The sequence below is a fragment of the Cryobacterium arcticum genome, assembly GCF_003185895.1.
GTDB classification, from domain to species: Bacteria; Actinomycetota; Actinomycetes; order Actinomycetales; family Microbacteriaceae; genus Cryobacterium; species Cryobacterium arcticum.
On sequence record NZ_QHLY01000007.1, the window covers coordinates 292,800 to 318,617 of the forward strand.

Consider the following 25,818-nt stretch of genomic DNA (forward strand, 5'->3'; position numbering starts at 1 on the left):
ACCCTGAGGAGCCCCCTGGTGTCTGAGTCCCGATCCGTTTCCGGCGTCACGTACACGCCTGCCGAGGCAGGATATTTTGAGAAACGCTCTCTCAAGCGCACCGCCGGGTTCTGGGGAATCTGGGGGATCGGCATCGCCGCGGTCATCTCCGGCGACTTCTCCGGCTGGAACTTCGGCCTGGCGTCCGCCGGCTTCGGCGGCATGCTGATCGCGTTCGTGCTCGTGGTGGTGATGTACTTCACGATGCTGTTCTCAATCGGCGAGATGTCGGCCGCCATGCCGCACACCGGCGGCGCCTACTCCTTCGCCCGCGCCGCGATGGGCCCGTGGGGCGGCTTCATCACCGGCCTGGCCGAGACCATCGAGTACGTGGCAACGACGGCGGTCATCGTCTACTTCTCTGCCGCCTACGCCAACGGCATCACCTCGGTGTTGTTCGGTTTCGAGCTGCCGGGCTGGATGTGGTGGGTGATCCTGTACGCCGTGTTCATCCTGCTCAACATGGCGGGCGCGGCCGTCTCGTTCGCCTTCGCACTGGTGGTGGCGGTGGTCTCGATCGCGATCCTGGCGGTGTTCGCGGTCCTGGCGATCGTCTCCGGCCAGTTCAGTGTCGACAACCTCTTCGACATCGTGCCGGATGCCGGCCAAACCGAGTTCCTGCCGCACGGTGTGCTGCCCATCCTCTTCGCCCTGCCATTCGCGATGTGGTTCTTCCTCGGTATCGAGGAACTGCCGCTCGTGGCCGAAGAGGCACACAACCCGACAAAGGACATTCCCCGGGCCGGCATCGTCGGCATGATCACGCTCGTCATCTGCGGTGCCGCGGTGCTCGTGCTCAACCCCGGCATCAACGGCTCCGAGGCGCTCGGGGTGTCGGCCGAGCCGCTGCTGGACGGGTTCAGGGCGATCCTGCCCGACGGCCTGGCCGCCGTGCTCAGCGCCTTCGCCCTGATCGGGTTGCTCGCGTCGTTGCAGGGCATCATGTTCGCCTACGGCCGCAACATGTATTCGCTTAGCCGGGCCGGCTACTACCCCAAGGTGCTTTCGCTCACCGGTAAGCGCCAGACCCCGTGGGTGGCCCTGCTGGTCGGCGCGGTCATCGGTTTCGTGGCGCTGATCGTTGTCGACCTCACCGGTGGTTCCGCCGGGTCCGGCGGCGCGATCGTGCTGAACATCGCCGTCTGGGGCGCTGTGCTCGCCTATGTGCTGCAGATGGCCTCGTTCATCATCCTGCGCCGGGTGTTCCCGAATGCGAACCGCCCGTACGTGAGCCCCACCGGTGTGGCCGGAGCCGTCGTCGCCGGCATCATCGCCCTGGCGATCTTCCTCGGCTTCCTGCTCAACGAGGCTTTCCGGCCGGCCATCGTCGCGATCGCCGTCGTGTACGTCGTGGGTCTGGTGCTGTTCGCGGTGTTCGGCCGCAGCCGGCTGGTGCTCTCGCCCGAGGAGGAATACGCGCTCTCCGGGGGCATGCACGGCGACCCGCAGGCCGAGGGTTATGACGCCATGGAGAAGGACGTCTTCCCGGGGTAGCTCCTCTACCAGCCCCGACGGCCGCGCCGGCTGCGTTTTCTTGCATCGGCGCGGCCGTCAGCCGCGCTTCCCTGCGCACGATAGTCGAAATGTGCGGGTCTGCGGCCGGGCGTGAGCCTCGCGATAGAGTGAATCGGTCATGAGCCACAAGCTCACCACCGACGGCAATGGAGCCAGCGTGCACACCACGAACAGCCTGTCCACTCAGACCGAATCGACGAACCCCACTGTGACCCTAGACACCAGCGCACCGGAGGATTTGGGCGCCGACATCCCCGCGGCCGCCCCCGGCTTCCGCATCGAGCGTGACTCGCTCGGCCGCGTCGAGGTGCCGCTCGAGGCCTACTGGGGGGTGCACACCAAGCGCGCCCTGGATAACTTTCCGATCGCCAAGCGACCGATCTCGGTCTACCCGGACTTCGTGGTGGCCCTGGCCTCGGTGAAGCAGGCCTGCGCCCGGGCGAACGCCGAGGTCGGCGCCCTCTCCCAGGAACGCGCCGACTGGATCGATGCCGCGTGCCAGGAGATCATCGAGGGAAAGCACCACGACCAGTTCGTGGTCGGGGTCATGCAGGGCGGCGCCGGCACCTCCACCAACATGAACGCCAACGAGGTGATCTGCAACCTCGCCCTCGAGAACGCCGGCTACAGCCGCGGCCGCTATGACGTGCTCAGCCCGATCGACCACGTCAACCGCAGCCAGTCCACCAATGACACCTACCCGACCGCGATCAAGATCGCCCTCGCCTTCTTCCTCAAGCACCTGCTGCGCGAGCTCAAGGCGCTGCAGGGGTCGTTCTCGGTGAAGGCCGACGAGTTCTCCCACATCCTCAAGGTGGGCCGCACCCAGATGCAGGATGCCGTGCCGATGACCCTCGGCCAGGAATTCCATGGCTTCGCCACCACCCTCGGCGAAGACTACGACCGGCTCACCGAAACGATCTGGCTGCTGGCCGAGGTCAACCTGGGCGCCACCGCGATCGGCACCGGCATCACGGCCGATCCCGGCTACGCGGCCGCGGCCATCCGGCACCTGAACAAGATCACGGGCCTCAAGCTCGAGACCGCCCCCGACCTGATCGAGTCGACCAGCGACGCGGGCAGCTTCATGTCGTTCAGCGGCAACCTCAAGCGCAGCGCGATCAAGCTCTCCAAGATCTGCAACGACCTGCGCCTGCTCTCCAGCGGCCCGCAGGCCGGCCTGGGTGAGATCAACCTGCCGCCCCGGCAGGCCGGTTCGAGCATCATGCCCGGCAAGGTCAACCCCGTTATTCCCGAGGTCGTCAACCAGGTGGCGTTCGCCGTCGCCGGCGCGGATGTGACGGTGACGATGGCCGCGGAAGGCGGGCAGCTGCAGCTCAACGCCTTCGAGCCCGTCATCGCGCACTACCTCTTCCAGAGCCTGACCTGGATGACCCAGGCGATGTGGACGCTGCGGGTGAACTGCATCGACGGCATCACCGCCAACGAAGACCGGCTGGCCGCCATGGTCGGCTCCAGCGTCGGAGTGATCACCGCGCTCATCCCGCACATCGGCTACGCCGCTGCAGCCGCCCTGGCCCAGACGGCTCTGCTGACCGGGCGTAACGTGGCCGACCTGGTGGTGGAGGCGAACCTGATGACCCGCGACGACGTGATGCGCGAGCTCGAACCCGCCCGGCTCTCCGGCATGATGCCCGACACCGGCACCTCCTCCATCCCGATCATCGAGTAGCCCGCGCCGGCTGCTGGGTAGCCGGCGTCGCGGCCCGCGTTCGTCTCGGTGGCACGTGTTCGTACACGTGCCGCCGAGACGAACTAGTGCCGCGGGGTGACACTCGGGTCGCCGAGGTGCAGCCGCGGCCACCCGGGGAGAGCGCCGGTACCGGGGCCTCACCGAGCGTGGCGCTCGGGGCTACTCTGGTGCCGTGTCCCTGCGGGTGAGGCAACAGAGCCGTCGTCGCGAGCCGATCATGCCCGATCGACTCGCGGCACTCGATGCCGCCCTGCCCGACATCGACTGGACGATTCTGCCGCCGGGAACGGAGCACTACCGGTTTCCGGCACCGAGCGGTGACCTGGCCTCGATCGCGCTCGGTCGACCCGGCGATCCCCGCGTGCTGCTGCTGCCGGGCGCCACCGGTTCCAAAGAAGACTTTGTCTTGCTGGCGCCGCTCCTCGCCGACGCCGGCTACCGGGTGGAGAGCTACGACCTGGCCGGCCAGTACGAATCGGCGCCGGCCGGGCCGCCCACCGGCCACGCATTCGACTATCCCCTGTTCGTCGCCGACCTGATCGCGGTGCTCGAGGCGGGGGAGACCCCCGTGCACGTGCTCGGCTATTCCTTCGCCGGTCTCGTGGCCGAGCTGGCCCTCGCCCGGCGCCCCGACTTGTTCGCGTCGCTGGTGCTGCTGGCGACTCCGCCGCAAGCGGGGCAGACCTTCCGCGGGGTGCGCTGGCTCGGCCCGGTGAGCGGATTGGTTCCGCCGCACACCATTGCCACGCTGATGGTCTGGGGCATTGTCACCAACCGCAACCACACGCGCCCCGGCCGGCTCGACCTGGTGCGGATGCGTTTCGGCTATACCCGGCGCACCAGCCTCGACCAGATCATCGCGCTGATGAAGAACACCCCGGATGTGCGGAGCGCCCTGGCGCACACCCCGGTGCCGATGCTGATCGCGGTGGGCGACCGTGACCTGTGGAAGGTTCGGCTGCACCGCCGGTTCGCGAACCGGATCGGTGCTGAGCTGAAGGTCTACCCGGCGGGCCACAGCCCCTGCGAAACGACGCCGCACCAGCTTGCTCGGGACATGCTCGCTCTCTACGACCGCGGGCGGTGAGCGCCGGGCTGGTCGCGCCGGCGGGCGGCCCGCCGGATGCGCCACGGTGAATAAGCCGGCCAGCCGGCGAACAGGGTGCGGCCGGCCCAGCGGATGCGCTTGCCCAAGCCCCGCGGGGTTTCGAACGGACGGGCCGAGATCGCCACCCGGAGGGTGCGGTCCAGGGCCACCGGTTCGGCCCGGCTGAGCTGCATGCTGAAGTCCAGGTCGTCGTGCACGTCACTGCGAGTGCGGCGCACGGCGTCGCGGTTGGCGGCCCAGACCTGCTTGCGCATCGCGAAGTTCGACCCGAACAGCGGATAGTGGCCGATCCACAGGCCCATCCAGACGAAATACCCGCCGATATAGACGTGACCGCCGAGCCAGGCCGTGATCGGGCCGCTGCCGTAGAAGTCGCCGGGGCCGGTGAGCACGGCCGTGTCCGGCAGCCGGGTGAAACGGTCCTCGATGCGCGCCAGCCAGTCCACCGGGGGCACGGAATCCGCGTCGAGCCTGGCGATGATGTCACCGGCGGCAGCGTCGTAGCCGGCGGCGGCGGCCGGCCAGATGCCCTGCAGCGGCTCGGTGACCACACGCACCCCGGCCGCGCGTGCGATCGCGGCCGACGCATCCGTGCTGTTGTTGTCGACCACGATGATCTCGTCGGCGGGCCGGCGTTGCTGGGCGAGGGCGCGCAGGCAGGTGCGCAGGAAGTCGGCGTCGTTGAACACCGGGATGACCACCGAGATGGTGACGGCGTGGTGGAGCTCCTCCGGGCTAGATCTCACGGCAGTGAGTCGTGAGCAAGCCGATCCGGTCGATCGACACCGTGACGGTTGAGCCGTTCTTGAGGAACACCTGCGGCTTGCGGCTGTAGCCGGCGCCGCCGGGGCTGCCGGTGGAGATCAGGGTGCCGGGCAGCAGGGTCGAGGTGAGGGAGAGGTAGGCGATGATCTCCGCGACGGTGCGCACCATGTCGCCGCTCGAGGCATCCTGCAGGATGCGTCCGTCGACGTGGGTGGTCAGCCAGAGGTCTTGCGGGTCGGCGATCTCGTCGGCGGTGACCACCAGCGGTCCGGTGGGGGTGAACCCGTCGAACGACTTGCAGCGTGACCATTGCGCCTCGGAGAACTGCAGGTCGCGGGCCGTGATGTCATTCACGACGGTGTAACCGAAGACGTAGTCGAGGGCGTTCTGCACCGACACGTTGCGGGCCGGCTTGCCGATGATCACGCCGAGTTCGGCCTCGTAGTCGACCTGGGTGGTGAGGTCGGTGGGCCAGGTCACGATCGACTCGTGCCCGGTGAGCGAGTTGGGCCAGAGCGAGAACACTGTGGCGGCGGTTTCGCTGCGCAGCTTGAGCTCGGACGAGTGCGCCGCATAGTTGGCGCCGATCGCCAGGATCTGCGGCGGGCGGAGCACCGCTGAGGAGTGCCGCAGGTCGTCGAGCGGGGTGAGGGTGGCGCCGTGGGTGAGGGCGTTCTGGGTGAGCGCGCGCACCCGGTCGTACTCCGGTGCGCCCTTTTCGATCAGGTCTTGCAGGTCGCGGGGGGAATCGTCTAGGACCTCGTCGAGGAAGAGCGCCGCGTCCTCCACCACGATCGCAAGGCGGGGGGTCGAATGGCCGTCAACTCTGAGGTGGGCAAACTTCACCTTCTCAGCGTAACGGGGCCGACCGGTTCTCGGGGGGAGGCGGGTGGCCCGGCCGGTCGCGGCGACCCGGCGGCCCGCCACAGGTGCATGCCGGCGTAACTGCGCCACGGCGCCCAGCGGTTGCCGTGGGCAGCGAGGTCCCTGGCGGTGGCGGGCAGGCCGAGCCGGTCGGCGCCCTGCCGCAGCGCGAGGTCGCTGGTGAGCAGGATGTCGGGGCTGCCGAGCACTCGCATGGCCACGTAGCCGGCCGTCCACGGACCGATCCCCGGCAGGGCGGTGAGCCGGGCCTGCAATTCCTCGCTGGATTCGCCCACGTCGAGCACGAGCTCGCCGGCGGCGAGGGCTTCGGCGACCCCGATGATGGCGTTGATCCGAGCGACGGGGCCCCGCAGCACGTCCCGGCCGTTCTCGGCGATACGTTCGGCGGTGGGGAAGAGCAGCCGCGGCATGCCCGGCAGAGCGATGCCGGCGGGATCGGTGGCGTGCTCTGCGGGGTCGGGCGGGCCGGAAGAGTCCGGCCCGGGGTGTCCCGGCAGTGGTTCGCCTAGCGCGGCGCTCAGGTTGCCCAGTGCGGTGCGGGCTGACGCCACGGAGACCTGCTGACCGAGCAGCGCCCGGAAGAGGGTCTCTTCTGGGTCGAGGCTGCCCGGCACCCGCATGCCGGGAACCCGGCGCACCGAGTCGGCCAGCGCGGGGTCGTCGGCCAGGGCGAGGTCGATGGCCTGGGCATCCGCGTCGAGGTCGAACAACCGGCGCACCCGGCTCACCAGCGGGGCGAGGTCGGCCAGGCTGGCCAGGCTCACGGTGCAGGCGATGGTGGGCGCGGCGGTGGTGCCCGCCGGCGCCAGGTGCAGGCTGGCCCAACCGTGCGGTAGCCGCAGGGTGCGTTCGTATCCGGTCGGTGTGCGCCGTTCCACCCCGGTGATGGCCCGCACGCCGAGGAAGTCCAATAGGCCCTGCCCGTCGAACGGCGCCCGGGCCGGGAGGAACAGGCTGATCCTGGACCCGGTGCCGCCTGGGGTGTCGCCATCTTCCGGAGCGTCGGTGTCGCGGGGATGGGTCGGCCCGCGGTTGGCGGCCGGCCGGGCGCCGGCCCGCAGCGCCGAGGGGGTGCGCTCGTAGACGGCCGCGATGGTGTCGTTGAATTGCCGCACGCTGCCGAAGCCGGCCGCGAAGGCGATGTCGGTGATCGACAGGTCGGTGCTGGTCAACAGCACCCGGGCGGTCTGAGCCCGGTGCGCGCGTGCCAGCGCGAGCGGGCCGGCACCGACCTCGGCCACCAGCACCCGGGTGAGGTGTCGCGGGGTGTAGCCGAGCCGGCTGGCCAGCCCCGGCACTCCTTCCCGTTCCACAGTGCCGTCGCCGATCAGTCGCATCGCCCGGGCGGCCAGGTCGTCCCGGATGTTCCACGCGGGCGACCCCGGCACGGCATCGGGCAGGCAGCGCTTGCAGGCCCGCAGGCCGGCCTCGTGGGCGGCTGCGGCGGTGAGGAAGAACGACACGTTCGCGGGCTTGGGCGTCGTGGCCGGACAACTCGGCCGGCAGTAGATACCGGTGGAGTGCACCCCGGTGATGAACTGGCCATCGAAGCGAGCATCCCGCGACGACATCGCGCGGTACCGCTCGGCGAAGACCGGGTCGTCCACCCGGCCCCGACCGGACGCGCCGGCCGGCGTTGACAGGCGCCCGGGGAGGGGACTGGTCGGTGCGGGGGAGCTGTGGGGTGTGGTCACTCCTCCAGACTGACACGCGCACAGCGGGATCGGTAGCGGGAATCGGACACCAGCGTTCGGGGCCCGATCCCCGTAAACTTGCGGGCATGACCCTCGACCCGACCGGCCGACCGCTCGCTATCCCCGCGCAAGACACTCCTATTCAGGGCCAGGTGTGGAACACCGCTGTGCGTCGCACCAACCTGAGCACCGTGGTGTGGGCGAGCGTGGGCATCGTGGTCGCCGCGCTCGCGCTGCTGTTGGTGCTGGTCTACCTCTCCACGTTCCTCGGCCCGGCCGCGCTCGTGGTCTGCCTGCTCCTGGCGTTGGTGCCGCTGACGCTCGTGATCTTCGCGGTGCGCTGGATCGACCGGTGGGAGCCGGAACCGCGCCCGGCGCTGTGGTTCGCGTTCCTCTGGGGAGCGGGTGTGTCCATCGTGACGGCGCTGGTGTTCGACCTCGGCGTGCAGATCGTGGTCGCCTCCAGCGGCACCGCCCGCCCGGCCGGAGACTTCATGTCGGCCGTGGTGCAGGCGCCGCTAGTGGAGGAGGGCGCGAAGGGGTTCGGCATCCTGCTGCTGTTCTGGGTCATCCGCGGCCAGTTCAACGGGCCGATCGACGGCGTGGTGTACGCGGCCGTGATCGCCGCCGGGTTCGCGTTCTCCGAGAACATCCAATACTTCGGCGTGGCCATGGTCAACGGCGGCATCACCGACCTCGGGCTCACGTTCCTGCTGCGCGGAGTGATCTCGCCGTTCGCCCACGTGTTGTTCACCGCCTGCACCGGTCTGGCTATCGGGCTTGCGGCCCGGCGGGCGAGCGGCTCGCGCTATATCGGCATGGTGCTCGTCGGCCTGGTCGCCGCAGTCCTGCTGCACGCCCTGTGGAACGGCGCGTTCTTCTTCCTCACCGATGACGCCGCACTCGTGGGCTACTACTTCCTCGTGCAGGTGCCGTTGTTCATCGGTGCCATCCTGGCAATCGTGATGCTGCGCCGCAAAGAAGAGAAAATGACGCTGCAACGTCTCGGCGACTACGCCGCGGTCGGCTGGTTCACCCCCGCCGAGGTGGAAATGCTGGCGACACCGCGCGGCCGGCGTCAGGCTCGCGCGTGGGGAGCGGCCCAGCCGCAGGCCCGGCGCCAGGCCATGAACCGCTTCATCACGGATGCGACCCGCCTGGCGTCGGTACGGCAGCGGCTGGTCAGCGCCCAGCAGCATCCCGCACACCGCGGCACGGTCGCCGCCGGGCAGCCCGGCCCGACGCCCGACCAGCTCGAGGAGTCCAGGCTCCTCGGCCTGCTCATGGCCGACCGCGCCGAAGTCATCGGCGCGCAGCCGTAACCAGCTGGCGGGGCGATAAGTCTGCAGGCACGAAAAAACTCGCCGCCCGGTGGTGTGGCAATGCCGACAACTCTCCCGGCCCGGCGAGTTTCTGTGCAATAAGCATGCGCCTCCGGGTCGCGTTCGCGCAAGGGGGAATTTCTCGCTATGCGTAGCCGGCCGAAATCCGATTGGATGGAGGTATGACTGATCTGAACTCCAAGCCAGAACTCGACTTCCCGGAGGGCCCCGCGCCCGAACAGCTCGACATCGTCGACATCGTGGTGGGTGACGGCGCCGAAGCCGCTCCCGGTGCCACCGTCGACGTGCACTACCTCGGTGTGGAATACGACACCGGCGAAGAATTCGACTCTTCGTGGAACCGCGGCCAGTCGATCAACTTCCCGCTCGGCTCGCTCATCGCGGGCTGGCAGCAGGGTATCCCCGGCATGAAGGTGGGCGGGCGTCGCAAGCTCACGGTTCCCGCGCACCTGGCCTACGGTCCGGCCGGCTCCGGTCACCGTCTGTCGGGCAAGACCCTGATCTTCGTGATCGACCTGCTCGGCGTCAGCTAGAGCGCCGACCCACACCAGCCTCATTCGTGAGCGGGGCCCCGGAGAATTCGCACAGCGCTCCGGGGCTTTGTGCTGTCCGGGCGATAATGGTGCATGATCACAATCGACTGTGCCCGTGCTCTGCAGCAGGCCGGATTGACCTGGCGCCCGGCCTCCGGCGATTCGTTCAGTATCGAGCGGCCCGGTTTCGACTCCGAGGTGTTCACGGTCAGCGAGATGACCATCGAGGCCCACGTGTTCGACACCGGCACCATCCTGGGCTTCAACGGCACCACCGAATGGGCGCTCGACTCGCTCGCCCTCGAGGATGCGCTCTGGTTGCCGCGCGAAGACCAGCTTCGATCGCTGTTGCGAGGCACGTTCCGCTCGCTGCACCGCCTCGGCGACGACAGGTACCGGGTGAGCGTGCGGGTGCAGGGCGCCGACGAGGTGTTCGAGGCCGGCACCGCGGAGGATGCCTACGGCACCGCGGTGCTGATGCTGATCGGGCTCTCCGGCGAGGGCCGGGTCGCCCCGGCCGCCTCGCCCACCGACTCGTAGCCGCCGGCTAGTAGCGCTCGGGTTCCGGCTCGAGTGCGAACGTCCGGCCGGTCAGTTCGGTCGGCGCGATCTCGACCCAGATGTACTTGAGCGTCGGCACCAGCGGATGCAGCGGCAATGCGTTCGCGGCCTCGATCTCGGCCTGGGTGTCGAGTACCCGGGCGATCCCCTTCACCACGACGCTCCAGGCGTCGCTCCGATTGATGGAGTCGGTCTCGAGCGCGACCTTGTTGTTCACGGTGAGCGCCAGGAGCTTCGTACCCTCTGCGGTGCGGAACAGCAGACGCCGGTCGGCGGCTACGAAGTTGAGCGGGAAGATCTCAATGTCGTCGGCGACGGCCGCGGCGAGCCGGCCGAAGCTCGATGACAACAGCAGCTCCCAGCACTCGTCCTCGCTGAGAATGCGAACCGGATCCTGGTCGTTGATGTCCATACCCTCATCGTGCCACTACCCGCCCGCCACGGCGCCGCAACGCACGTTCGTGCGCGGAAAATTCCTGCCCACTTAGGACGTGATGAGCGTGCTGGTCTTCCACAGTCGCTCGGTGGCCAGGTTGGCGCCGGCAACCAGCGAGTCCAGCTTTGCCCAGGCGATCTGCGGGTGGATCCGGCCGCCCAGGCCGCAGTCGGTGGAGGCGATCACGTTTTCGCGACCGACGACGCCGGCGAACCGTTCGATGCGGTCGGCGACGAGCTCGGGGTGTTCCACCACATTGGTGGCGTGCCCGATGACGCCGGGAACGATGGTCTTGCCTTCGGGCAGGGTGACGTCTTCCCAGATGCGCCACTCGTGCTCGTGACGGGCATTGGCGCCCTCGAACGAGTACGATCCGGCATTGATCTCCAGCATGGTGTCGATCAGGTAGCGGAACTCGAGGTCGGTGGTGTGCGGGCCGTGCCAGCTGCCCCAACAGAGGTGGAAGCGGATCTGCTCTTCCGGCAGGCCGCGCAGTGCGTGGTTGAGCGCTTCCACCCGGATGCGGGTGAACGCCAGGTAATCCTCCACCGTCGGTGCGGGGTTGATCTGGTCCCAGTTCTCTGCGATCGACGGGTCGTCGATCTGCAGGATCAGCCCGGCATCGATCACAGCCCGGTACTCCTCCCGGAGGGCGTCGGCGGTGGCCCAGATGAACTCCTCCTCGGTGGCGTAGAACGTGTTGCCGATGCGGGAGGCGCTGCCGGGCGACAGCGAGGTGATGAAGCCCTGCTCGACACCGGCTGCGGCGAGACCGGTCTTGAGGTGTGCGATGTCGGAGGCGATCGCCTCGTGCCCGGTGTAGCGCACCGGACCGGTGGCGGTGGGGAAGGACGGGGCGCGGTCACCGACGGAGATGCCGCTCTTGGGGTCGCCGTAGGCCTCGGCGAAGAGGGTCCAGTCGCGGCGGTCGGGAAAGGTGGTGAGGCGCACGTTGCCGGGGCTGGAGAGCACGGGTTCGCCGTCGAACGGTCCGCCGGGCAGCAGTTCGAGGCCGCTCAGCCGCTGGAAGGAGTACGACCACCAGGCGCCGTAATCAACGGCGCTGGACATGGCCTTGCCGTATTCGCCGTCGCCGGGCAGGGTGATGCCCGCATCGGCCTGGCGCTGCACGAGGTCCACGACGGCGCTCTCGAGCAGCGGCTGGAATCCGGCCGGGCTATCGAGGGTGAGCTGCCCGGCGGCAGCGTCCTGGCGCGCGTCGTTGGCGGCGAGCAGGGCATCCGTGCGGGGGAGACTGCCGGCGTGGGACGTGGGGATGCGGTTCGTGGTGGTCATCCCGCCAGTATCCCAAAGGCCGAGAGGCCGGAGCCGTTGTGTTACGCGCGGTTCCGGTGCCTGCACGTGCAGGCGCCGGCCGGCTTACTGCTCGCTGGCGGCGCGGACCCGGTCGATCAGGTCCTTCCAGGCGCCGTGCACCTGCGGTTCGGCGAGGACCACTTCGTGCGGGGCGCAACGGATGCGGTAGATGTAGCGGTCCGGCGCGGGCACGGTGTCTTCGGCTTCGTCCCACGGCAGTGCCTCGAGGAACTGCATCCATGAGGCTGCGTCGGGTTGCTCGTCGACCTGCACGTCCCAGGTGACCCGGAGCCCAGCGATGCCTCCGCTGCGTGAGACGACGACCTTCATGGCCCCATGGTACGTCCGGCGCGGCCGGGAGCGGGGATGTCGGCCGGTTGCAGGGCGGCTTCCCAGCGGGGCGAGGCCGCAGCGCGGCACGCCCCGCTGGGGCGGCGAGTCGGGATGCCCGGTCAGGACGCCGCCTGCAACGGCCCGACGCCGAGGCCCACCCCGTCCCAGCCGGCCAGGACGGCGTCGTGTTCAGTTGAGCCCTCGCCGTACCTGGCCACCGCTGCGGTGGCCGTCGCGGCGGCGAACGTGGCGAAGTCGCTGGTGGTGGTGAGGTTCGGTCCGGTGATGGTGTCGTACCAGATCTGGCCCGCTGCCTCCCAGGCGTTGCCGCCGATGGCCTCGGCCACCAGGTAGAACGCCCGGTTGGGAATGCCCGAGTTGAGGTGCACTCCGCCATAGTCGTCCTCGGTCTCGATGTACCCCGACATGGAGTCTGGCTGGGGGTCCTTGCCGAGCACGTCGTCGTCGTAGGCGGTGCCGGGCGCTCTCATCGATCGCAGCGCCTGGCCCTGCACCTGTTCGGTGAAGAGGCCCGCGCCGATCAGCCAGCTGGCCGACTGCACATCTTGGCCGGCGGCGTACTGCTCCACGAGCGCGCCGAACACGTCGGAGACCGATTCGTTGAGCGCGCCGGACTGGCCCTGGTAGGCGAGATTGGCGCTGTACTGGGTGACGCCGTGGGTGAGTTCGTGGGCGATCACGCTGAGCGAGATGGTGAACCGGTTGAACACCTCACCGTCACCGTCGCCGAAGACCATGCGTTCGCCATCCCAGAACGCGTTGTCGTACTCCCGGCCGTAGTGCACCGTGGCGTCCAACGGCAGGCCGCGGCCGTCGATGGAGTCGCGCAGGTACTGGCTCCAGTACAGCTCGTGGGTGTCGCCGAGGCCGTCGTAGGCCTCGTTGACGGCCACGTCCGCGACCGGTGGGGCGCCCTCCACCCGTACGACCCGGCCGGGCAGCCGTTCCAGGTGACCGGCGTCGCTGATGGTGCGGGTGGCGACGCCGGGAACCGCATCCACCGGCAGGGTGGGCAGTGCGGTGGTGCGGCGCTCGCCGAGCCGCAGGCTGCGGATCGGATCGTCGACCCGTAGTGACTTGCGGGCGGCTTCCGCGGCCGCCGAGAACCGCGGATCGTCGACCTCGGCCAGCCGGGCGAGAAGGTAGGGCGGCACAATGCCGCAGCGGAACGGCTTGGCGGGGCCGCCGGCCTGGCGCATGCCACCTGTGTCGTCACGCGTGTCACCAAGCGTGTGGCCATGTGGGAAACTGCTCGGCTGGGCGCGGTGCCGGCCGAACGGGACGGGGCTCTGGGTGTGGTCTGTGCCTGTCATGCGGTGAGTCTGCCAGCACCCGCTGACATCCGCACCCATCCGGCGCTCAGGCTCACAGTGCCGACCAGCCGCCGTCGGAGGCGAGCACGACGCCGGTGATGTTCGCCGCATCCGGGCTGGCCAGCCAGGTGATGGCGGCGGCGAGCTGTTCGGCGGTGGCCACCGGCGGCACGACGTGCTGGAAGACCGGCCCGAGCACCGAGCCGGCCAGTGGGGACAGCATCGGAGCCTCGATGTTGGTCTGCACCCCGCCGGGGGCGACGGCATTGCACCGGATGCCCTGGGCGGAATACATCACCGAGGTGTTGCGGGTGAGGCCGATCACGGCGTGCTTGGACGCCGTGTATGCCACTCCGGCGGCGCCGCCGCGGAGTCCCGCCTCGGAGGTGACGTTCACGATCGCGCCGCCGCCGCCGGCCGCCATGATCGGCACGGCCGCGCGGCACAACCGCATCATGCCGGTGATATTGATGCCGAAGACGCGCTCCCAGGTGGCGTCGTCGACCTCGGCCACCGGTAGGAAACCATCCATCACCCCGGCGACGTTCGCGACCACGTCGATGCGGTTGTTGGCTGCTGCCACCAGCCGGGTGGTGGTGTCCTCACGGCTGATGTCGCCGTCGACGGTGTGGATGTCGAGGTCGGGATACTGGTCCACGAGTTCCTGCAGCCGGGCGGGCAGCACGTCTCCGGCGATCACCCTGGCGCCTTCCTGGGCCAGGCGCACGGCGGTGGCCTTGCCGATTCCGGAGCCGGCTCCGGTGACGATGGCGGTCTGTCCGGCAAAACGATTGGGGGTCACTGGTGTAACCATCGGGATGCTCCTTCATGGTCCGGTCTGGCGGTGGCGGTGGCGAGTCGGGGCGGGCGGTCGACACGCACGGCCCGGTGCCGGCACGCTGCGAACGCACCATTCATAGCACCGTCCGCTCTCGTCGGCACCGGGCGGTGTCCCTGCCGGTTTGTAGACTGCGGGTATGCGCTACGGAATCGTCATCCTGCCCCAGTTCGACTGGCCGGAGGCCCGCCGCAAATGGCAGGGCGCCGAGCAGTACGGTTTCCATCACGCCTGGACCTACGACCATCTGTCGTGGCGCAGCCTCGCCGATCAGCCGTGGCAGGCCACGATCCCCACCCTGGCCGCGGCCGCGGCGGTCACCGACCGGATCCGGCTCGGCACCTTCGTCGCCTCGCCGAATTTTCGGCATCCAGTGCCGTTCGCCAAGGAGATCGCCACGGTCGACGACATCTCCGGTGGCCGCCTGACGCTCGGGGTCGGGTCGGGCGGAACCGGCTTCGATGCCTTCGTGTTGGGTCAGCCGTCGTACACCCCGCGGCAGCGGCATGAGCGATTCGCCGAGTTCGTGGCCGACCTCGACCTGCTGTTGCGCCACGAGGAGCCCGGCGCCGGCGGGTTCAGTTTCGCCGGCGAGTGGTTCAGCGCGGTCGGCGCCCGTATGGTGGGCCGGCCGGCGCAGACGCCCCGGGTACCGTTCGTGATCGCGGCGAACGGGCCGAAGGGGCTCAAGCTCGTGGCCGAGCACGCGGCCGGCTGGGTCACCACCGGCGCCGACGGGGCGGTCGGCGAACAGTGGTGGTCAGCGGTGTCCGGCCTGGTGCGCCGGTTGGACGACACCCTCGCCGCGACCGGCCGCGACGCGGGCACTGTCGACCGTTACCTCTCGCTCGACAGCGGGGGCGCCTTCTCGCTGCAGAGCGTCGGCGCCTTCGATGACGCCGTCGGCCGGGCGGCGGAGTTGGGCTTCACCGACGTGATCAGCCACTGGCCGCGCCCCGACGGCATCTATGCCGGGTCGGAGTCAGTACTCGACGAGATCGCCACGCGCCTGGGGTAGCGGTCGCCGGTTCAGACGCTCGAGAGCCGGCGGTCAGCCTGGTAACCGCCGACATCCGGCCAGACACCTTGTTCTCGTTCCACTTCGCCGCCGACCAGCTCGCGAGGCCGGCAACGACACCGTCGCGTGCGTCGGTGCGGCCACCCGCGCCGGCAACGGCTGCGGCGGCTGCAAGGGCCGCATCGGCGAGGTGCTCGAGCGCTTCGCTGCCCAGAGTGTGCCCTGAACCGTGCCGAGTGCTTGCCGGAAGCCGCGGATGCTGATAGCCATGAAGGGTTAACTCGAGTGTTATCCGGGCAGCAGCGCTGTGATCCAGTGGCGAGTGGTCCCGGCCGGCGAAGGGATGCTCCAGATGGCCCGCAACAAGACGGCCCGCACCACGACCGCGGGTGGCGTGACCACGCCGCCGCAGGGTACAACTAAGGCGGGGCGCCCGGTCCACCTCGACGACACCGACGAGACCGGCGAGTCCACCCTGGAGATCGGCACCCCCAAGAGCTGGGCCGCCGGTGTGCCCGGTGTGCTGCACTCCACCATTCCCGCGCTGGAGGGGATGGGCGTCACCCGCAGCCGCAAGACCCTGCTGGCGATGAACCAGAAGCACGGCTTCGACTGCATGAGCTGCGCCTGGCCCGACCCCACCCACCGCAAGACCTTCGAGTTCTGCGAGAACGGCGCTAAGGCCGTCACCTGGGAAGCCACCCCCATCACCATCGGCTCAGAATTCTGGACCGAGCATCCGGTCAGCGACCTGCTCGAGCGCACCGAGTACTGGTTGGGCATGCAGGGCCGGCTCACCGAACCGGTCTACAAGGCCGCCGGCGACGACTACTACCGCCCGGTCAGCTGGACCGAGGCGTTCCGGATACTCGCCGACAAGCTCAACAGCCTCGACTCACCCGATCAGGCCGCGTTCTACACCAGCGGACGCACCTCGAACGAAGCCGCGTTCGCCTACCAGCTGTTTGTGCGCGCGTTCGGCACCAACAACCTGCCGGACTGCTCCAATATGTGCCACGAATCGTCGGGTTGGGCGATGGGCCAGACTATCGGCATCGGCAAGGCCACCATAGGCTACGACGACTTCGGCAAGGCCGACCTGATCATCGTGATGGGGCAGAACCCGGGCACCAACCACCCGCGGATGCTGACCGCCCTGGAGGAAGCGAAGGACAACGGCGCCCAGATAGTGGCGGTGAATCCCATGCCGGAGGCCGGGCTCAAGCGTTACAAGAACCCGCAACGGGTGAAAGGCGTGATTGGGCACGGCACCGACATGGCCGACCAGTTCGTGCAGATCCGGCTCGGCGGTGACATGGCCCTGCTGCAGGCGGTGTCGCAGCGGGTGCTCGCCGCCGAAGCGGCGAAGCCGGGCACGGTGCTCGACCACGAGTTCCTGCGTGAGCACACCATGGGTCTCGAGGAACTCACCGATCACCTGGCCCAGCTCGACGAGGAGACGGTGCTCGAGGCCACCGGTCTGCGCTCCGCCGAGATCGACGAGCTCGCGGCCCGGTACCTCGCCGCCGACAAAGTGATCATCACCTGGGCGATGGGTCTCACCCAGCAGAAGAAGGGGGTGGCCACCATCAAGGAGATCATCAACCTGCTGCTGCTCCGCGGCAACATCGGCAAGCCCGGTGCTGGAGCGTCGCCCATTCGTGGCCACAGCAATGTGCAGGGCGATCGCACGATGGGCATCTGGGAGCAGATGCCGCCGGCGTTCCTGGATGCCCTGCAGCGGGAGTTCGGCTTCGACCCGCCCCGCGATCACGGCACCGACTCCGTCGGCACCATCAACGGGCTGCGCGACGGCCAGATCAAGGTGTTCATGGCCATGGGCGGCAACCTGGTGGCGGCGATCAGCGACACGCAGGCGGCGGAGGCGGCGATGCACGGCGCCGAGATGACGGTGCAGGTCTCCACCAAGCTCAACCGGTCGCACGCCGTAGTGGGTGATGCGGCCCTGATCCTGCCGACCATGGGGCGCACCGAGATCGACCGGCAGGCCACCGGAGTGCAGTTCGTGTCGGTGGAGGACACCGTCTGCGCGGTGCATCCGTCGTGGGGTCAGGTGACCCCGGTCGCGCCGAACCTGCTCTCTGAGGTGGCGATTGTGAGCAGGCTGGCCAGAGCCGTGCTCGGCGAGAAGGTCCAGGTGGACTGGACCGGGTTCGAGCGGGACTACGACCTGATCCGCGAACACATCTCCCACGTCGTGGCGGGCTGCGACGACTACAACGTGAAGATCCGGGAGAAGGTCGGATTCGTTCTGCCGAACGGACCCCGGGACTCCCGCACCTTCCCGACCCCCACCGGCAAGGCCATGCTCACCGTCAACGACCTCGAACACCTCGACCGGCCGGAGGGCACCCTGATTTTGCAGAGCCTGCGCTCGCACGACCAGTTCAACACCACCATCTACGGCCATGACGACCGCTATCGCGGCATCAAGAAGGGCCGGCACGTGGTGTTCGTGAACCCCAACGACCTCGTGGAGTTCGGTCTGGTCGACGAGCAGCTGGTGGATGTGCACGGGGTCTACCACGACGGTGTCGAGCGGGTGCTGCGCGGATTCCGGGTGGTCTCGTATCCCACCGCCCGCGGCTGTGCGGCGGCGTACTACCCGGAGGCCAATGTGCTGGTGCCCCTGGACCACCTGGCCGAGGGCAGCAACACCCCGATCTCGAAGGGCGTGATCGTGCGGCTCGAACCCGCGCACAACACCGAAGCCGTGCTGAGCTCCTAGGCTGACTGCGACCTATTGCGCTGTGTGCGCCCAGCCGTCCTCGACGCCGCCGGCCCCGGTCTTCTCGGTCGCCTGCGTGGCGACCTCGACCGCGTGTGACACGGCGGCGGTAGCCTCCTGCTTGCCGCTGGTCGAGATCGTCCCGGCCGCGTAGCCCACCAGGAAAGTGCTGATGGGCCCGGCGGCGGCACCGGCGGCTCGTGAGGTTTGCTCCGCGAGCCCGAGCAGCAGCGAGTAGTCCACCTCCAGGTCGAGAATCTGCAAGGCCTGGGTCAGGCGGCGAGTCAGGTCATCCAGCGCGCCGGGATCGTCGGCACGGCTGTCGTCGGTGTGGCTGCTCACGGGGTCTCCTCGCGCTTTGAGTGCTGTTGCCTGGATGCTCTAGCAGTAGCACCGAGTACTGATCCCGGCAATCGATCACTTGCGGGAGCCAGGGTCCTCATCCCCGATGTGCCCCGGCGCGTTCGCGGTGAGCACCCGCTGCACGAATGCCGAGTACTCCTCCATATAGTGCGTGAGAAATGTTTTCGTGCCGTCGTCGGTGACGGTGCCGTTGGCGTCGTAGACGGCCGGATTGAAGGTGATGTAGGCCTCGGGCGAGTTCAGCTGTGGCGCATCGAGGAAGCTCAGCACACTGCGCATCGACGACTGCATCACCGCGGTGCCGATGCCGCCGGGGGAGGCACCGATGATGCCGGTGGGCTTGCGGGCGAAGGAGTTCGTGCCCCACGGCCGGGAACCCCAGTCGATGGCGTTCTTCAACGCGCCGGGGATCGACCGGTTGTACTCGGGGGAGACGAACAGGATGCCGTCGGAGGCTTCGATGGCGTCCTTGAGGCGACGTCCCTCCGGCGGGAAATCATCGTCGTAGTCCTGGCTGTAGAGAGGTAGGTCCCGGATGGGGATCTCGGTGAATTCCAACTCGTCGGGGGCGAGCGCGATCAGCGCCGAGGCGAGGGTGCGGTTGATGGAGGTGCTGCTCAGGCTGCCGACGAAGTAGCCGATCTTGTGTGTGGCCATGGGGTTCTTCCTTCCGACTCGGATGCCACCTGGTCACCGTTCGGCCGGCACCCAGGGCGTTGCCGCCGCAGGCATCCATTTCGGTTTAGCACACCGCCGCAGCGCCCCACAAGGGCGCGGCGGGGCGCTACCAGGGCAAGAGAAGCGTGTCCACCGGCTCCGGCGCGGATGCGCCCCCGGCGGGCACCACGGCCACGCCGTCCGCCTCGGCCAGGCCACGCAGCATGCCGGAACCCTGCCGGGCGGTGGGCACCGCGCCGCCCGCGGTGAGGCGGTACGCCACCAATCGGGTGGACGCGCTGAGGTTCGCCACGTCCGCGGCCAGAACCACCCGGCCGAGGGCGGCCAGCGGGCGGCCGAGCATCCCGTCGATCAGCGCAACGCCGAGGCTCGCGAGCACCAGCATCGCGGCGAGCGGGTTGCCCGGCAGGCAGAGCATCAACCGGCCGTCGGCGAGCCGGGCGAGCATGACCGGGTGCCCCGGCCTCATCCGCACCCCGTCGATGAGCAGGGTTGCGCCCAGTTCGGTCAGGGCGGCGCGCACGTGATCGGCGGGGCCGCGCGCGCTGCCGCCGGTGCTGATCACCAGTGCCGCCGTGCTCGACCGGATCGCCGCGACGGTCTGGGCCAGATCGTCCGGCAACCGCTTCAGCGCCGTGAGTTCTGTGCCCATACCGGCGAGTAGGGCGGGGAACTCGGGGGAGTACGCGTCCCGCACCTGGCCGGCGGCCGGGATGCCCGATTCGATCACCTCGGTGCCGAGCAGGAGCAGTTCCACCGTGGGGGCGCCGGTCACGCCGAGGGTGTCGTGGCCGGTGACGGCCGCAAGCGCGAGCCGGGGCGTGGTCAGCACGCAACCGGCCTCGAGCATCAGTTCGTCCAGGCCGCATTCCTCGCCGCGGGCGCGCACATGCTCACCCGAAGCGGGCTCACCCGGCCGCGCTCGCCCGCCCCGGTGAAGCACACCCCTCGGGTGCGCGGCGTCAGCGTGGTCGACCGTGCCGTTCTCCGAGCGCAGGATGCCGTGGGTGCGGGCCGGCACGCAGCCGCCGGTCGCGATCGGCCGGGCTGTTCCTGGGGCCAGCGGCGTCGTCGCCGGCGGGTCGCCCGCGAGGATCGGGTCGCCGATCAGCCAGGGGGCGTCGCCGCTGACGGCCCATCCGTCCATGGCCGAGGTCGCCGTGGCGGGCAGTGCGGTGAGCGAGTGCAGCGGTGCGGCGAGGGTGCGCCCGGCCGCCTCCCGCAGCGGCACGGTCTCGGTGCGGCGGGGCAGTTCCGTGCCGAAGGTGTGCACCGCGGCCCGGGCCTCCAACCACTCCATCACGAGGTCACCTCGGTTGTGGCTGAACGACATCGCGGACTCCTTGCACGTGGGTGGCGGCACACGCTCGCCTCCTCAAGGCTATCCACTCGCTGATCGCAGGTCGGGTTCGGTGGGGGCGTCACTCGTTGGCGTCGGCGGACTGGTTCGGTGCTGCACTCGCGCCCGGCAGCACAATGCCCAGACGGGCCGCGTCGGCAGCGGTGTCGACGTCGGCGCTCAACCCGTCGGGCAAGGTCGCCTCCACCAGGTTCAGCGCCCCGATCAGGCTTTTCACCGAGAGGTTCTCCGCGTCACCGGCGGCCGCCGCAGCCGCCCGGAGGGCCACCAACCGGTAGACCGCCAGCAGCGGCTGACGGTGGCCGTGCGCATCCACGCTGATCACCCCGTCGATGGTGAGGCTCTGGGCTGCCCCGAGTTCGACCGTGCCCGGCAGGTGTTCGAGCGTGGTCAACAACGCCGTGACGGCCTCGTCGGCCCGCACCAGGTCGGCGGCCGACACCACGACCCAGTCCGCGTCGCCCCGCTCGGCACCGCCCTCAGCAGCACCGCCGGTATCAGCACCGCCGGCAGCCAGGGCACCCAGCCCGGCCACGATGGCAGCGGCCGGCCCGCCCCAGCGCGGCTCTTCCACGGCAGACAGCACGCCGGCGGGGAGGGGCGCATCGGAGCCGACCACACAGATGCGTTCGGCGCCGGTGACCGCACCGAGCACACCGGCCAGCAGGCTGCGGCCCTGGTAGACGAGGGCGGTCTTGTCGATGCCGCCGAGCCGGGTCGCCCGGCCGCCGGCCACCACGATCGCGGTCCAGCGCGGTGCGGCTGCGGCGGGCATGCGGAGTCTTTCGCTCGGGGCCGCTGTCGCGACCGGTGTGCTGTTCAGGCTACCCGGCAGACGGAACGGGACCGGGCTGCCGCCCGGTCCCGCACGCTGTCGACTGACTCAGATGGTGCGTCAGTCCTTGATGTAGCCGTTCGGGTTGAGCACGTACTTCGTCGCCGCACCCGCATCGAACTCGGCGTACCCGCGCGGGGCGTCCTCCAGGCTGATCGGCTGGGCGTGCACCGCCTTGGCGATCTGCACCCGGTCGTGCAGGATCGCCATCATCAGCTGACGGTTGTACTTCATCACCGGGCACTGACCGGTGGTAAACGACAGCGACTTCGCCCAACCGGTACCGAGGCTGAGCGACAGCGAACCTACCTTGGCGGCGTCCGTCGCCGCTCCCGGGTCACCCGTGACGTAGAGCCCCGGAATACCGAGTGCGCCACCGGCAGCGGTGATCGTCATCAGCGAGTTGAGCACCGTTGCGGGCTTCTCGGTTCCGGCATCCTTGCCGTGACCGTGCGCCTCGAATCCAACGGCGTCGACCGCCGCATCCACTTCGGGCACACCCAGGATCTGCTCGATCTGGTCCTGCGGCTCACCCTTGGTGAGGTCGACGGTCTCGCAGCCGAAGCTGCGCGCCTGTTCCAGCCGCTCCGGGTTGAGGTCGCCGACGATCACGACGGCCGCTCCGAGGAGCTGCGCGGAGACGGCGGCCGCGAGGCCCACCGGTCCGGCGCCGGCGATGTAGGCCGTCGATCCCACACCGATACCAGCGGTGAAGGCGCCGTGGAACCCGGTCGGGAAGATGTCCGACAGCATGGTGAGGTCGAGGATCTTCTCCAGGGCCTGCTCGCGGTCGGGGAACTTCAACAGGTTCCAGTCGGCGTAGGGCACCAGCACGTACTGTGACTGGCCGCCGACCCATCCGCCCATGTCGACGTAGCCGTATGCGCTGCCCGGACGGTCCGGATTCACGTTCAGGCAGACGCCGGTCTTGCGTTCCTTACAGTTGCGACAGCGACCGCAGGAGATGTTGAACGGGACGGAGACGATGTCGCCCACTTTGATGAATTCGACGTCGCGGCCGACCTCAACCACCTCGCCGGTGATTTCGTGGCCGAGCACCAGACCTTCCGGTGCGGTGGTGCGTCCGCGCACCATGTGCTGGTCGGAGCCGCAGATGTTGGTCGTGATGGTTCTCAGGATGACGCCGTGCTGGACCTGTCGGCCGACGTTCGCCGGGTTGACGCCGGGTCCGTCCTTCAGCTCGAAGGTGGGGTAGTCGATGTCGATGACCTCGACCTTGCCCGGCCCTTCATAGGCAACTGCTCTGTTTCCTGCCATTTTGTGTATCCTCCTTGATACCTTTTTCGCTGGCCAACCGCACGTTTTGCGCACGGGTAGGCGGCCAGCATCACTGATGGTTCTCGGTGGTTCGCTCACACTGGAGCACTCTCCATGGCACTACAGGACACTGGGAATTTCAAGGGTTTGCAGATGCCAAAAGGTGTGTATGGTAGCTGCGGCTACTCGGCCGGTCGTCGGGGCTATCTGGTCGACGAACGGCGGGTTTTCGAGCTATGTCGCGTCGTGTTGTCTAGGGTGGTCACATGCGAACCCCAGACAACTCCGGTGCCCGCGTGTCCGGTGCACAGACCCAGCCGCCGACGACCCTGCGCACGCTGCTGACCGACAAGCTGGGTTGGCTCGGCCTGCGCAGCGCCCAGGTGCTTCTGGCGCTCGCACTGGTCGCCGTCGTGATCTTCGTTTTGGTGCAGGTGAAGCTCGTGGTGATCCCCCTTCTCATCGCGATTATCCTGGCGTCGGCGCTGAGCCCGGTGGTGGGATGGCTACGCCGGCGCGGGCTGTCGCCCATCTTGGCCACCTGGGTCACCCTCCTGTCGGCCATCGTCGTGTTCGGCGGCATCGTGACCCTGATCGTGTTCGCCGTCGAGAACCAGTGGAGTGAACTCGCCACGAGCGCCTCCGACGGTATCGACCAGTTGTCCACCTATCTCACCGAGGGTCCGTTGGCGATTGATGCCGCTCAGTTGGAGGACTTCCGCAACCAGGGCATCGACTTCCTCACGAGCAGCCAGTTCGGTTCCGGCGCCCTCGCCGGGGTGTCTGTCGCGACCGAGATCATCACCGGCGCGGTGCTCGTCGTCGTGATCCTGTTCTTCTTCCTCAAGGACGGCGACGTCATCTGGAACTTCTTCCTGCGCCCCTTCAAGGGCGAGCGTCTGCGTCGCGGTCGCCGTATCGGCACCACCTCGGTGCGGGTGCTCGGCGGCTATGTGCGCGGCACGGCGATCATTGCCTTCGTCGACGGGGCCGCGATCGGGATCGGCCTCGCCATCCTGGGCGTGCCGCTGGCGCTGCCTCTGGCGGTCATCGTCTTCCTCACGGCGTTCATCCCGCTGATCGGCGCAACCGTGGCCGGCATCCTCGCCGCCCTGGTGGCGTTGGTGGCGAACGGGTGGGTCGTGGCCCTGATCGTGGTGGGCATTGTGGTGGTGGTCAATCAGCTCGAAGGCAACTTCCTGCAGCCGGTGGTGATGGCACAGTCGCTCAAGCTGCACCCGCTCGTGATCCTGGTCGCCCTCACCGCCGGCACCATTCTTGCCGGCATCATCGGCGCGGTGCTCGCCGTGCCGATCGCCGCCGTGGGCTGGGCCATCGTCAAGACCTGGAACGCGCCACCGGAGTTGGCCGGCCAAGCCCGTCTGGCCTAGCTGCCCGTCCAGCGCGCTCAGCCCTCCAAACGCTTGGGCGAGCCGGCCTTGAGCGCGGTCTCCTCCACGTCGATGAAGGCGAGGGCAGATCGGATGGCTGGCTCCTGGTACCGGCCCTCCGCCCGGGCGGCCAGTACGGCGTCCCGCTCCGCCTCGATCATGGCCCGCCGCAACCGGGCATACGCCGCCGGGAGCGGCTCGGCCTCCTCTGGCGCCGGGTTGTCGATGGCGTCGGCCAGGAACACGGCATTGATGCGTAACCGCCCGATCACCCGTTCCTCGTCGGCATCGGTGACCTCGGCATCCAGGCGGGCCAGGCCGGCGGTCTGCGCTTCGGCGAGCAGCATCTGCGCCTCGATCCGCTCCTGGTTCTTGTCCGGCGGCGGCAGGCGCAACCGGCGGATGATCCACGGCAGAGCCAGCCCCTGCAGCAGGGTGCCGACCACCATGACAAACGCAAGGAACTGCAGGAACGCCCGGCCGGGGGTCTCCGGCGGCAACAGGAACACCGCCGCCAGGGTGACCACGCCGCGCATGCCGGCGAACGACACCGCCACGCCGGTGCGCCAGCTCCAGCCGCGCTCCCGCAGCCGCCGGGGGCCGTACCGGTAGACCGACGTGGTGACGGCCATCCAGATGAACCGTGACACCAGCAGTGCTCCGAAGAGGGCGAGCGAGATCCACACCGTGGGCCAGAGGCCCGGCCCCGTGGAGACCGCGCCCTCCAGGATCGACTCCAGGTTGAGACCGATGAACAGGAACACCGCGTTCTCCAGCAGGAACTGGATGGTTCGCCAGTTGATCGACTCGGCGATGCGCGCCTCGGCGGACTGGATCACCGGCGCCCGGTAGCCCAGGTACAGCCCGGCGATCACCACGGCGAGCACCCCGGAGCCGTGCACCAGCTCGCCGAGGATGAACGCCAGGAACGGCGTGATCAGCGACAGGCTGGTGTCGAGCACCGGCGCGCGCAACTGCTTGCGGATCGCGGCGAGCATGAAGCCCACCACGAGGCCGACACCGGCGCCGCCCACAACGGCGAGCACAAAATCAGTGGTCACCGACCACGGCGTCACCGTACTCAGGATGGCGGCGATCGCCGCGTTCAACGCCACCAGGGCGGTCGCGTCGTTGAGCAGACTCTCACCCTCGAGCACCGTCACCAGCCGGCGAGGCAGGCCCAGGCGTCCGGCGATTGCCGTGACGGCCACCGCATCCGTCGGCGCCACGACAGCACCGAACGCGAACGCCGCCGCGAGCGAGATCGCCGGCACCACCAACCAGGCGGTGAGGCCCACGAACACCACGGTGAACGCCACCAGCCCCACCGACAGCAGCAGGATGCCGTCGCGCCTGGCCCGCACGTCGATGACCGAGGTGCGGATGGCCGCGGCGAACAGCAAGGGCGGCAACAGTCCGTAGAGCACCAGTTCGGGCTCGACCTCGATGGTGGGTACGGAGGGGATGAACGAGGCGGCCGCCCCCACGACGACGAGCACGAACGGCGCCGACCAGCCCGCCCGGCGGGACAGGCCCGTGACCGCGACGGTGACCACGACGAAGACGACGATCCACTCGATGGTGCTGACCGGGTTCATAGCCACCATTATGCGTGCTGACCGGCGACAGCGACGGGCGGCCATTGCCGCTTTGCGGGTTCACGCCTACGATCCCCAGCAGGCCGGGGTGCGGCCGCTTCCGTCAGGTCTGCCGCTCCCGGCCGGCAGATTT

At 69.0% G+C, this 25,818-nt stretch carries 24 protein-coding genes; 10 read left to right on the forward strand and 14 right to left on the reverse strand.

What is annotated here, in order from left to right:
• Positions 1–15: 15 nt before the first annotated feature.
• The 3 genes from CTB96_RS06975 to CTB96_RS06985 all read left to right on the forward strand — a co-directional run bounded on the left by CTB96_RS06975 (position 16) and on the right by CTB96_RS06985 (position 4,355).
• Positions 16–1,533 (forward strand): amino acid permease, encoded by a 1,518-nt coding sequence (locus CTB96_RS06975; RefSeq protein ID WP_110126319.1) that lies wholly within the window; start codon positions 16–18, stop codon positions 1,531–1,533.
• 139 nt (positions 1,534–1,672) lie between these two features.
• Positions 1,673–3,247 (forward strand): aspartate ammonia-lyase, encoded by a 1,575-nt coding sequence (locus CTB96_RS06980; protein WP_110126180.1) that lies wholly within the window; start codon positions 1,673–1,675, stop codon positions 3,245–3,247.
• Positions 3,248–3,485: 238 nt separating this feature from the next.
• Positions 3,486–4,355 carry an alpha/beta fold hydrolase gene (locus CTB96_RS06985; protein WP_110126181.1) on the forward strand — a complete coding sequence of 290 codons (870 nt, stop codon included), beginning with the start codon at positions 3,486–3,488 and terminating at the stop codon, positions 4,353–4,355.
• Here CTB96_RS06985 and CTB96_RS06990 read toward each other — a convergent pair.
• The 3 genes from CTB96_RS06990 to CTB96_RS07000 are packed head-to-tail and all read right to left on the reverse strand — an operon-like array spanning position 4,337 to position 7,633.
• A complete protein-coding gene (locus tag CTB96_RS06990; protein ID WP_110126182.1) occupies positions 4,337–5,122 on the reverse strand; it encodes a glycosyltransferase family 2 protein in 786 nt (261 codons plus the stop codon). The two genes, CTB96_RS06985 and CTB96_RS06990, sit on opposite strands and share 19 nt — an antisense overlap.
• The gene (locus CTB96_RS06995; protein ID WP_110126320.1) at positions 5,112–5,987 is read right to left on the reverse strand and encodes a fumarylacetoacetate hydrolase family protein; all 876 of its coding nucleotides are present in this window, start codon (positions 5,985–5,987) and stop codon (positions 5,112–5,114) included. Before CTB96_RS06995 ends, CTB96_RS06990 begins: the two co-directional genes overlap by 11 nt.
• Positions 5,984–7,633 (reverse strand): AlkA N-terminal domain-containing protein, encoded by a 1,650-nt coding sequence (locus CTB96_RS07000; protein ID WP_282433120.1) that lies wholly within the window; start codon positions 7,631–7,633, stop codon positions 5,984–5,986. Before CTB96_RS07000 ends, CTB96_RS06995 begins: the two co-directional genes overlap by 4 nt.
• A gap of 173 nt (positions 7,634–7,806) precedes the next feature.
• On the opposite strand from CTB96_RS07000, the gene CTB96_RS07005 reads away from it, so the two are divergent.
• From CTB96_RS07005 to CTB96_RS07015, 3 genes are all read left to right on the forward strand, one after another.
• Positions 7,807–9,042 (forward strand): PrsW family intramembrane metalloprotease, encoded by a 1,236-nt coding sequence (locus tag CTB96_RS07005; RefSeq protein ID WP_110126183.1) that lies wholly within the window; start codon positions 7,807–7,809, stop codon positions 9,040–9,042.
• A gap of 182 nt (positions 9,043–9,224) precedes the next feature.
• Entirely contained in the window at positions 9,225–9,596 is a 372-nt protein-coding gene (locus CTB96_RS07010; protein WP_066594231.1) for an FKBP-type peptidyl-prolyl cis-trans isomerase, read from the forward strand.
• A gap of 93 nt (positions 9,597–9,689) precedes the next feature.
• Positions 9,690–10,136 (forward strand): hypothetical protein, encoded by a 447-nt coding sequence (locus CTB96_RS07015; RefSeq protein ID WP_110126184.1) that lies wholly within the window; start codon positions 9,690–9,692, stop codon positions 10,134–10,136.
• A gap of 7 nt (positions 10,137–10,143) precedes the next feature.
• Here CTB96_RS07015 and CTB96_RS07020 read toward each other — a convergent pair whose 3' ends face one another.
• The 5 genes from CTB96_RS07020 to CTB96_RS07040 all read right to left on the reverse strand — a co-directional run bounded on the left by CTB96_RS07020 (position 10,144) and on the right by CTB96_RS07040 (position 14,391).
• Positions 10,144–10,569: a pyridoxamine 5'-phosphate oxidase family protein gene (locus CTB96_RS07020; RefSeq protein WP_110126185.1), complete on the reverse strand. Its 426-nt coding sequence runs from the start codon at positions 10,567–10,569 to the stop codon at positions 10,144–10,146.
• Positions 10,570–10,641: 72 nt separating this feature from the next.
• A complete protein-coding gene (locus tag CTB96_RS07025; protein WP_110126186.1) occupies positions 10,642–11,889 on the reverse strand; it encodes a cobalamin-independent methionine synthase II family protein in 1,248 nt (415 codons plus the stop codon).
• 84 nt (positions 11,890–11,973) lie between these two features.
• Entirely contained in the window at positions 11,974–12,240 is a 267-nt protein-coding gene (locus tag CTB96_RS07030) for a protealysin inhibitor emfourin (protein WP_110126187.1), read from the reverse strand.
• 122 nt (positions 12,241–12,362) lie between these two features.
• A complete protein-coding gene (locus CTB96_RS07035) occupies positions 12,363–13,463 on the reverse strand; it encodes a M4 family metallopeptidase (protein WP_110126188.1) in 1,101 nt (366 codons plus the stop codon).
• A gap of 166 nt (positions 13,464–13,629) precedes the next feature.
• Complete coding sequence (locus tag CTB96_RS07040) at positions 13,630–14,391, reverse strand: SDR family NAD(P)-dependent oxidoreductase (protein ID WP_110126189.1); 762 nt, start codon at positions 14,389–14,391, stop codon at positions 13,630–13,632.
• Between the two features lie 163 nt (positions 14,392–14,554).
• Between CTB96_RS07040 and CTB96_RS07045 the strand changes: the two genes are divergently transcribed.
• From CTB96_RS07045 to CTB96_RS07055, 3 genes are all read left to right on the forward strand, one after another.
• Entirely contained in the window at positions 14,555–15,433 is an 879-nt protein-coding gene (locus CTB96_RS07045) for an LLM class flavin-dependent oxidoreductase (RefSeq protein WP_110126190.1), read from the forward strand.
• Positions 15,384–15,659 (forward strand): (2Fe-2S)-binding protein, encoded by a 276-nt coding sequence (locus CTB96_RS21005; protein ID WP_110126191.1) that lies wholly within the window; start codon positions 15,384–15,386, stop codon positions 15,657–15,659. The genes CTB96_RS07045 and CTB96_RS21005 overlap by 50 nt, the downstream gene beginning before the upstream one ends.
• Before the next feature lie 126 nt (positions 15,660–15,785).
• Entirely contained in the window at positions 15,786–18,182 is a 2,397-nt protein-coding gene (locus CTB96_RS07055) for an FdhF/YdeP family oxidoreductase (RefSeq protein ID WP_110126322.1), read from the forward strand.
• Positions 18,183–18,194: 12 nt separating this feature from the next.
• Here CTB96_RS07055 and CTB96_RS07060 read toward each other — a convergent pair whose 3' ends face one another.
• The 5 genes from CTB96_RS07060 to fdhA form a co-directional block, all read right to left on the reverse strand.
• A complete protein-coding gene (locus CTB96_RS07060) occupies positions 18,195–18,524 on the reverse strand; it encodes a DUF6457 domain-containing protein (RefSeq protein WP_110126192.1) in 330 nt (109 codons plus the stop codon).
• Positions 18,525–18,599: 75 nt separating this feature from the next.
• A complete protein-coding gene (locus tag CTB96_RS07065) occupies positions 18,600–19,202 on the reverse strand; it encodes an NADPH-dependent FMN reductase (RefSeq protein ID WP_110126193.1) in 603 nt (200 codons plus the stop codon).
• A 127-nt stretch (positions 19,203–19,329) separates the two neighbouring features.
• Positions 19,330–20,556, reverse strand: a complete 1,227-nt coding sequence (locus CTB96_RS07070) for a molybdopterin molybdotransferase MoeA (protein ID WP_110126194.1) — start codon at positions 20,554–20,556, stop codon at positions 19,330–19,332.
• 88 nt (positions 20,557–20,644) lie between these two features.
• Positions 20,645–21,358 carry a molybdenum cofactor guanylyltransferase gene (gene mobA / locus CTB96_RS07075; protein ID WP_110126195.1) on the reverse strand — a complete coding sequence of 238 codons (714 nt, stop codon included), beginning with the start codon at positions 21,356–21,358 and terminating at the stop codon, positions 20,645–20,647.
• A gap of 120 nt (positions 21,359–21,478) precedes the next feature.
• Positions 21,479–22,696, reverse strand: a complete 1,218-nt coding sequence (gene fdhA / locus CTB96_RS07080; RefSeq protein WP_110126196.1) for a formaldehyde dehydrogenase, glutathione-independent — start codon at positions 22,694–22,696, stop codon at positions 21,479–21,481.
• Between the two features lie 266 nt (positions 22,697–22,962).
• Here fdhA and CTB96_RS07085 point away from each other — a divergent pair, with 266 nt between their 5' ends.
• Entirely contained in the window at positions 22,963–24,087 is a 1,125-nt protein-coding gene (locus CTB96_RS07085) for an AI-2E family transporter (protein WP_110126197.1), read from the forward strand.
• 17 nt (positions 24,088–24,104) lie between these two features.
• Here CTB96_RS07085 and CTB96_RS07090 read toward each other — a convergent pair whose 3' ends face one another.
• Positions 24,105–25,685 carry a cation:proton antiporter gene (locus CTB96_RS07090; protein ID WP_248283259.1) on the reverse strand — a complete coding sequence of 527 codons (1,581 nt, stop codon included), beginning with the start codon at positions 25,683–25,685 and terminating at the stop codon, positions 24,105–24,107.
• Positions 25,686–25,818: the final 133 nt, after the last annotated feature.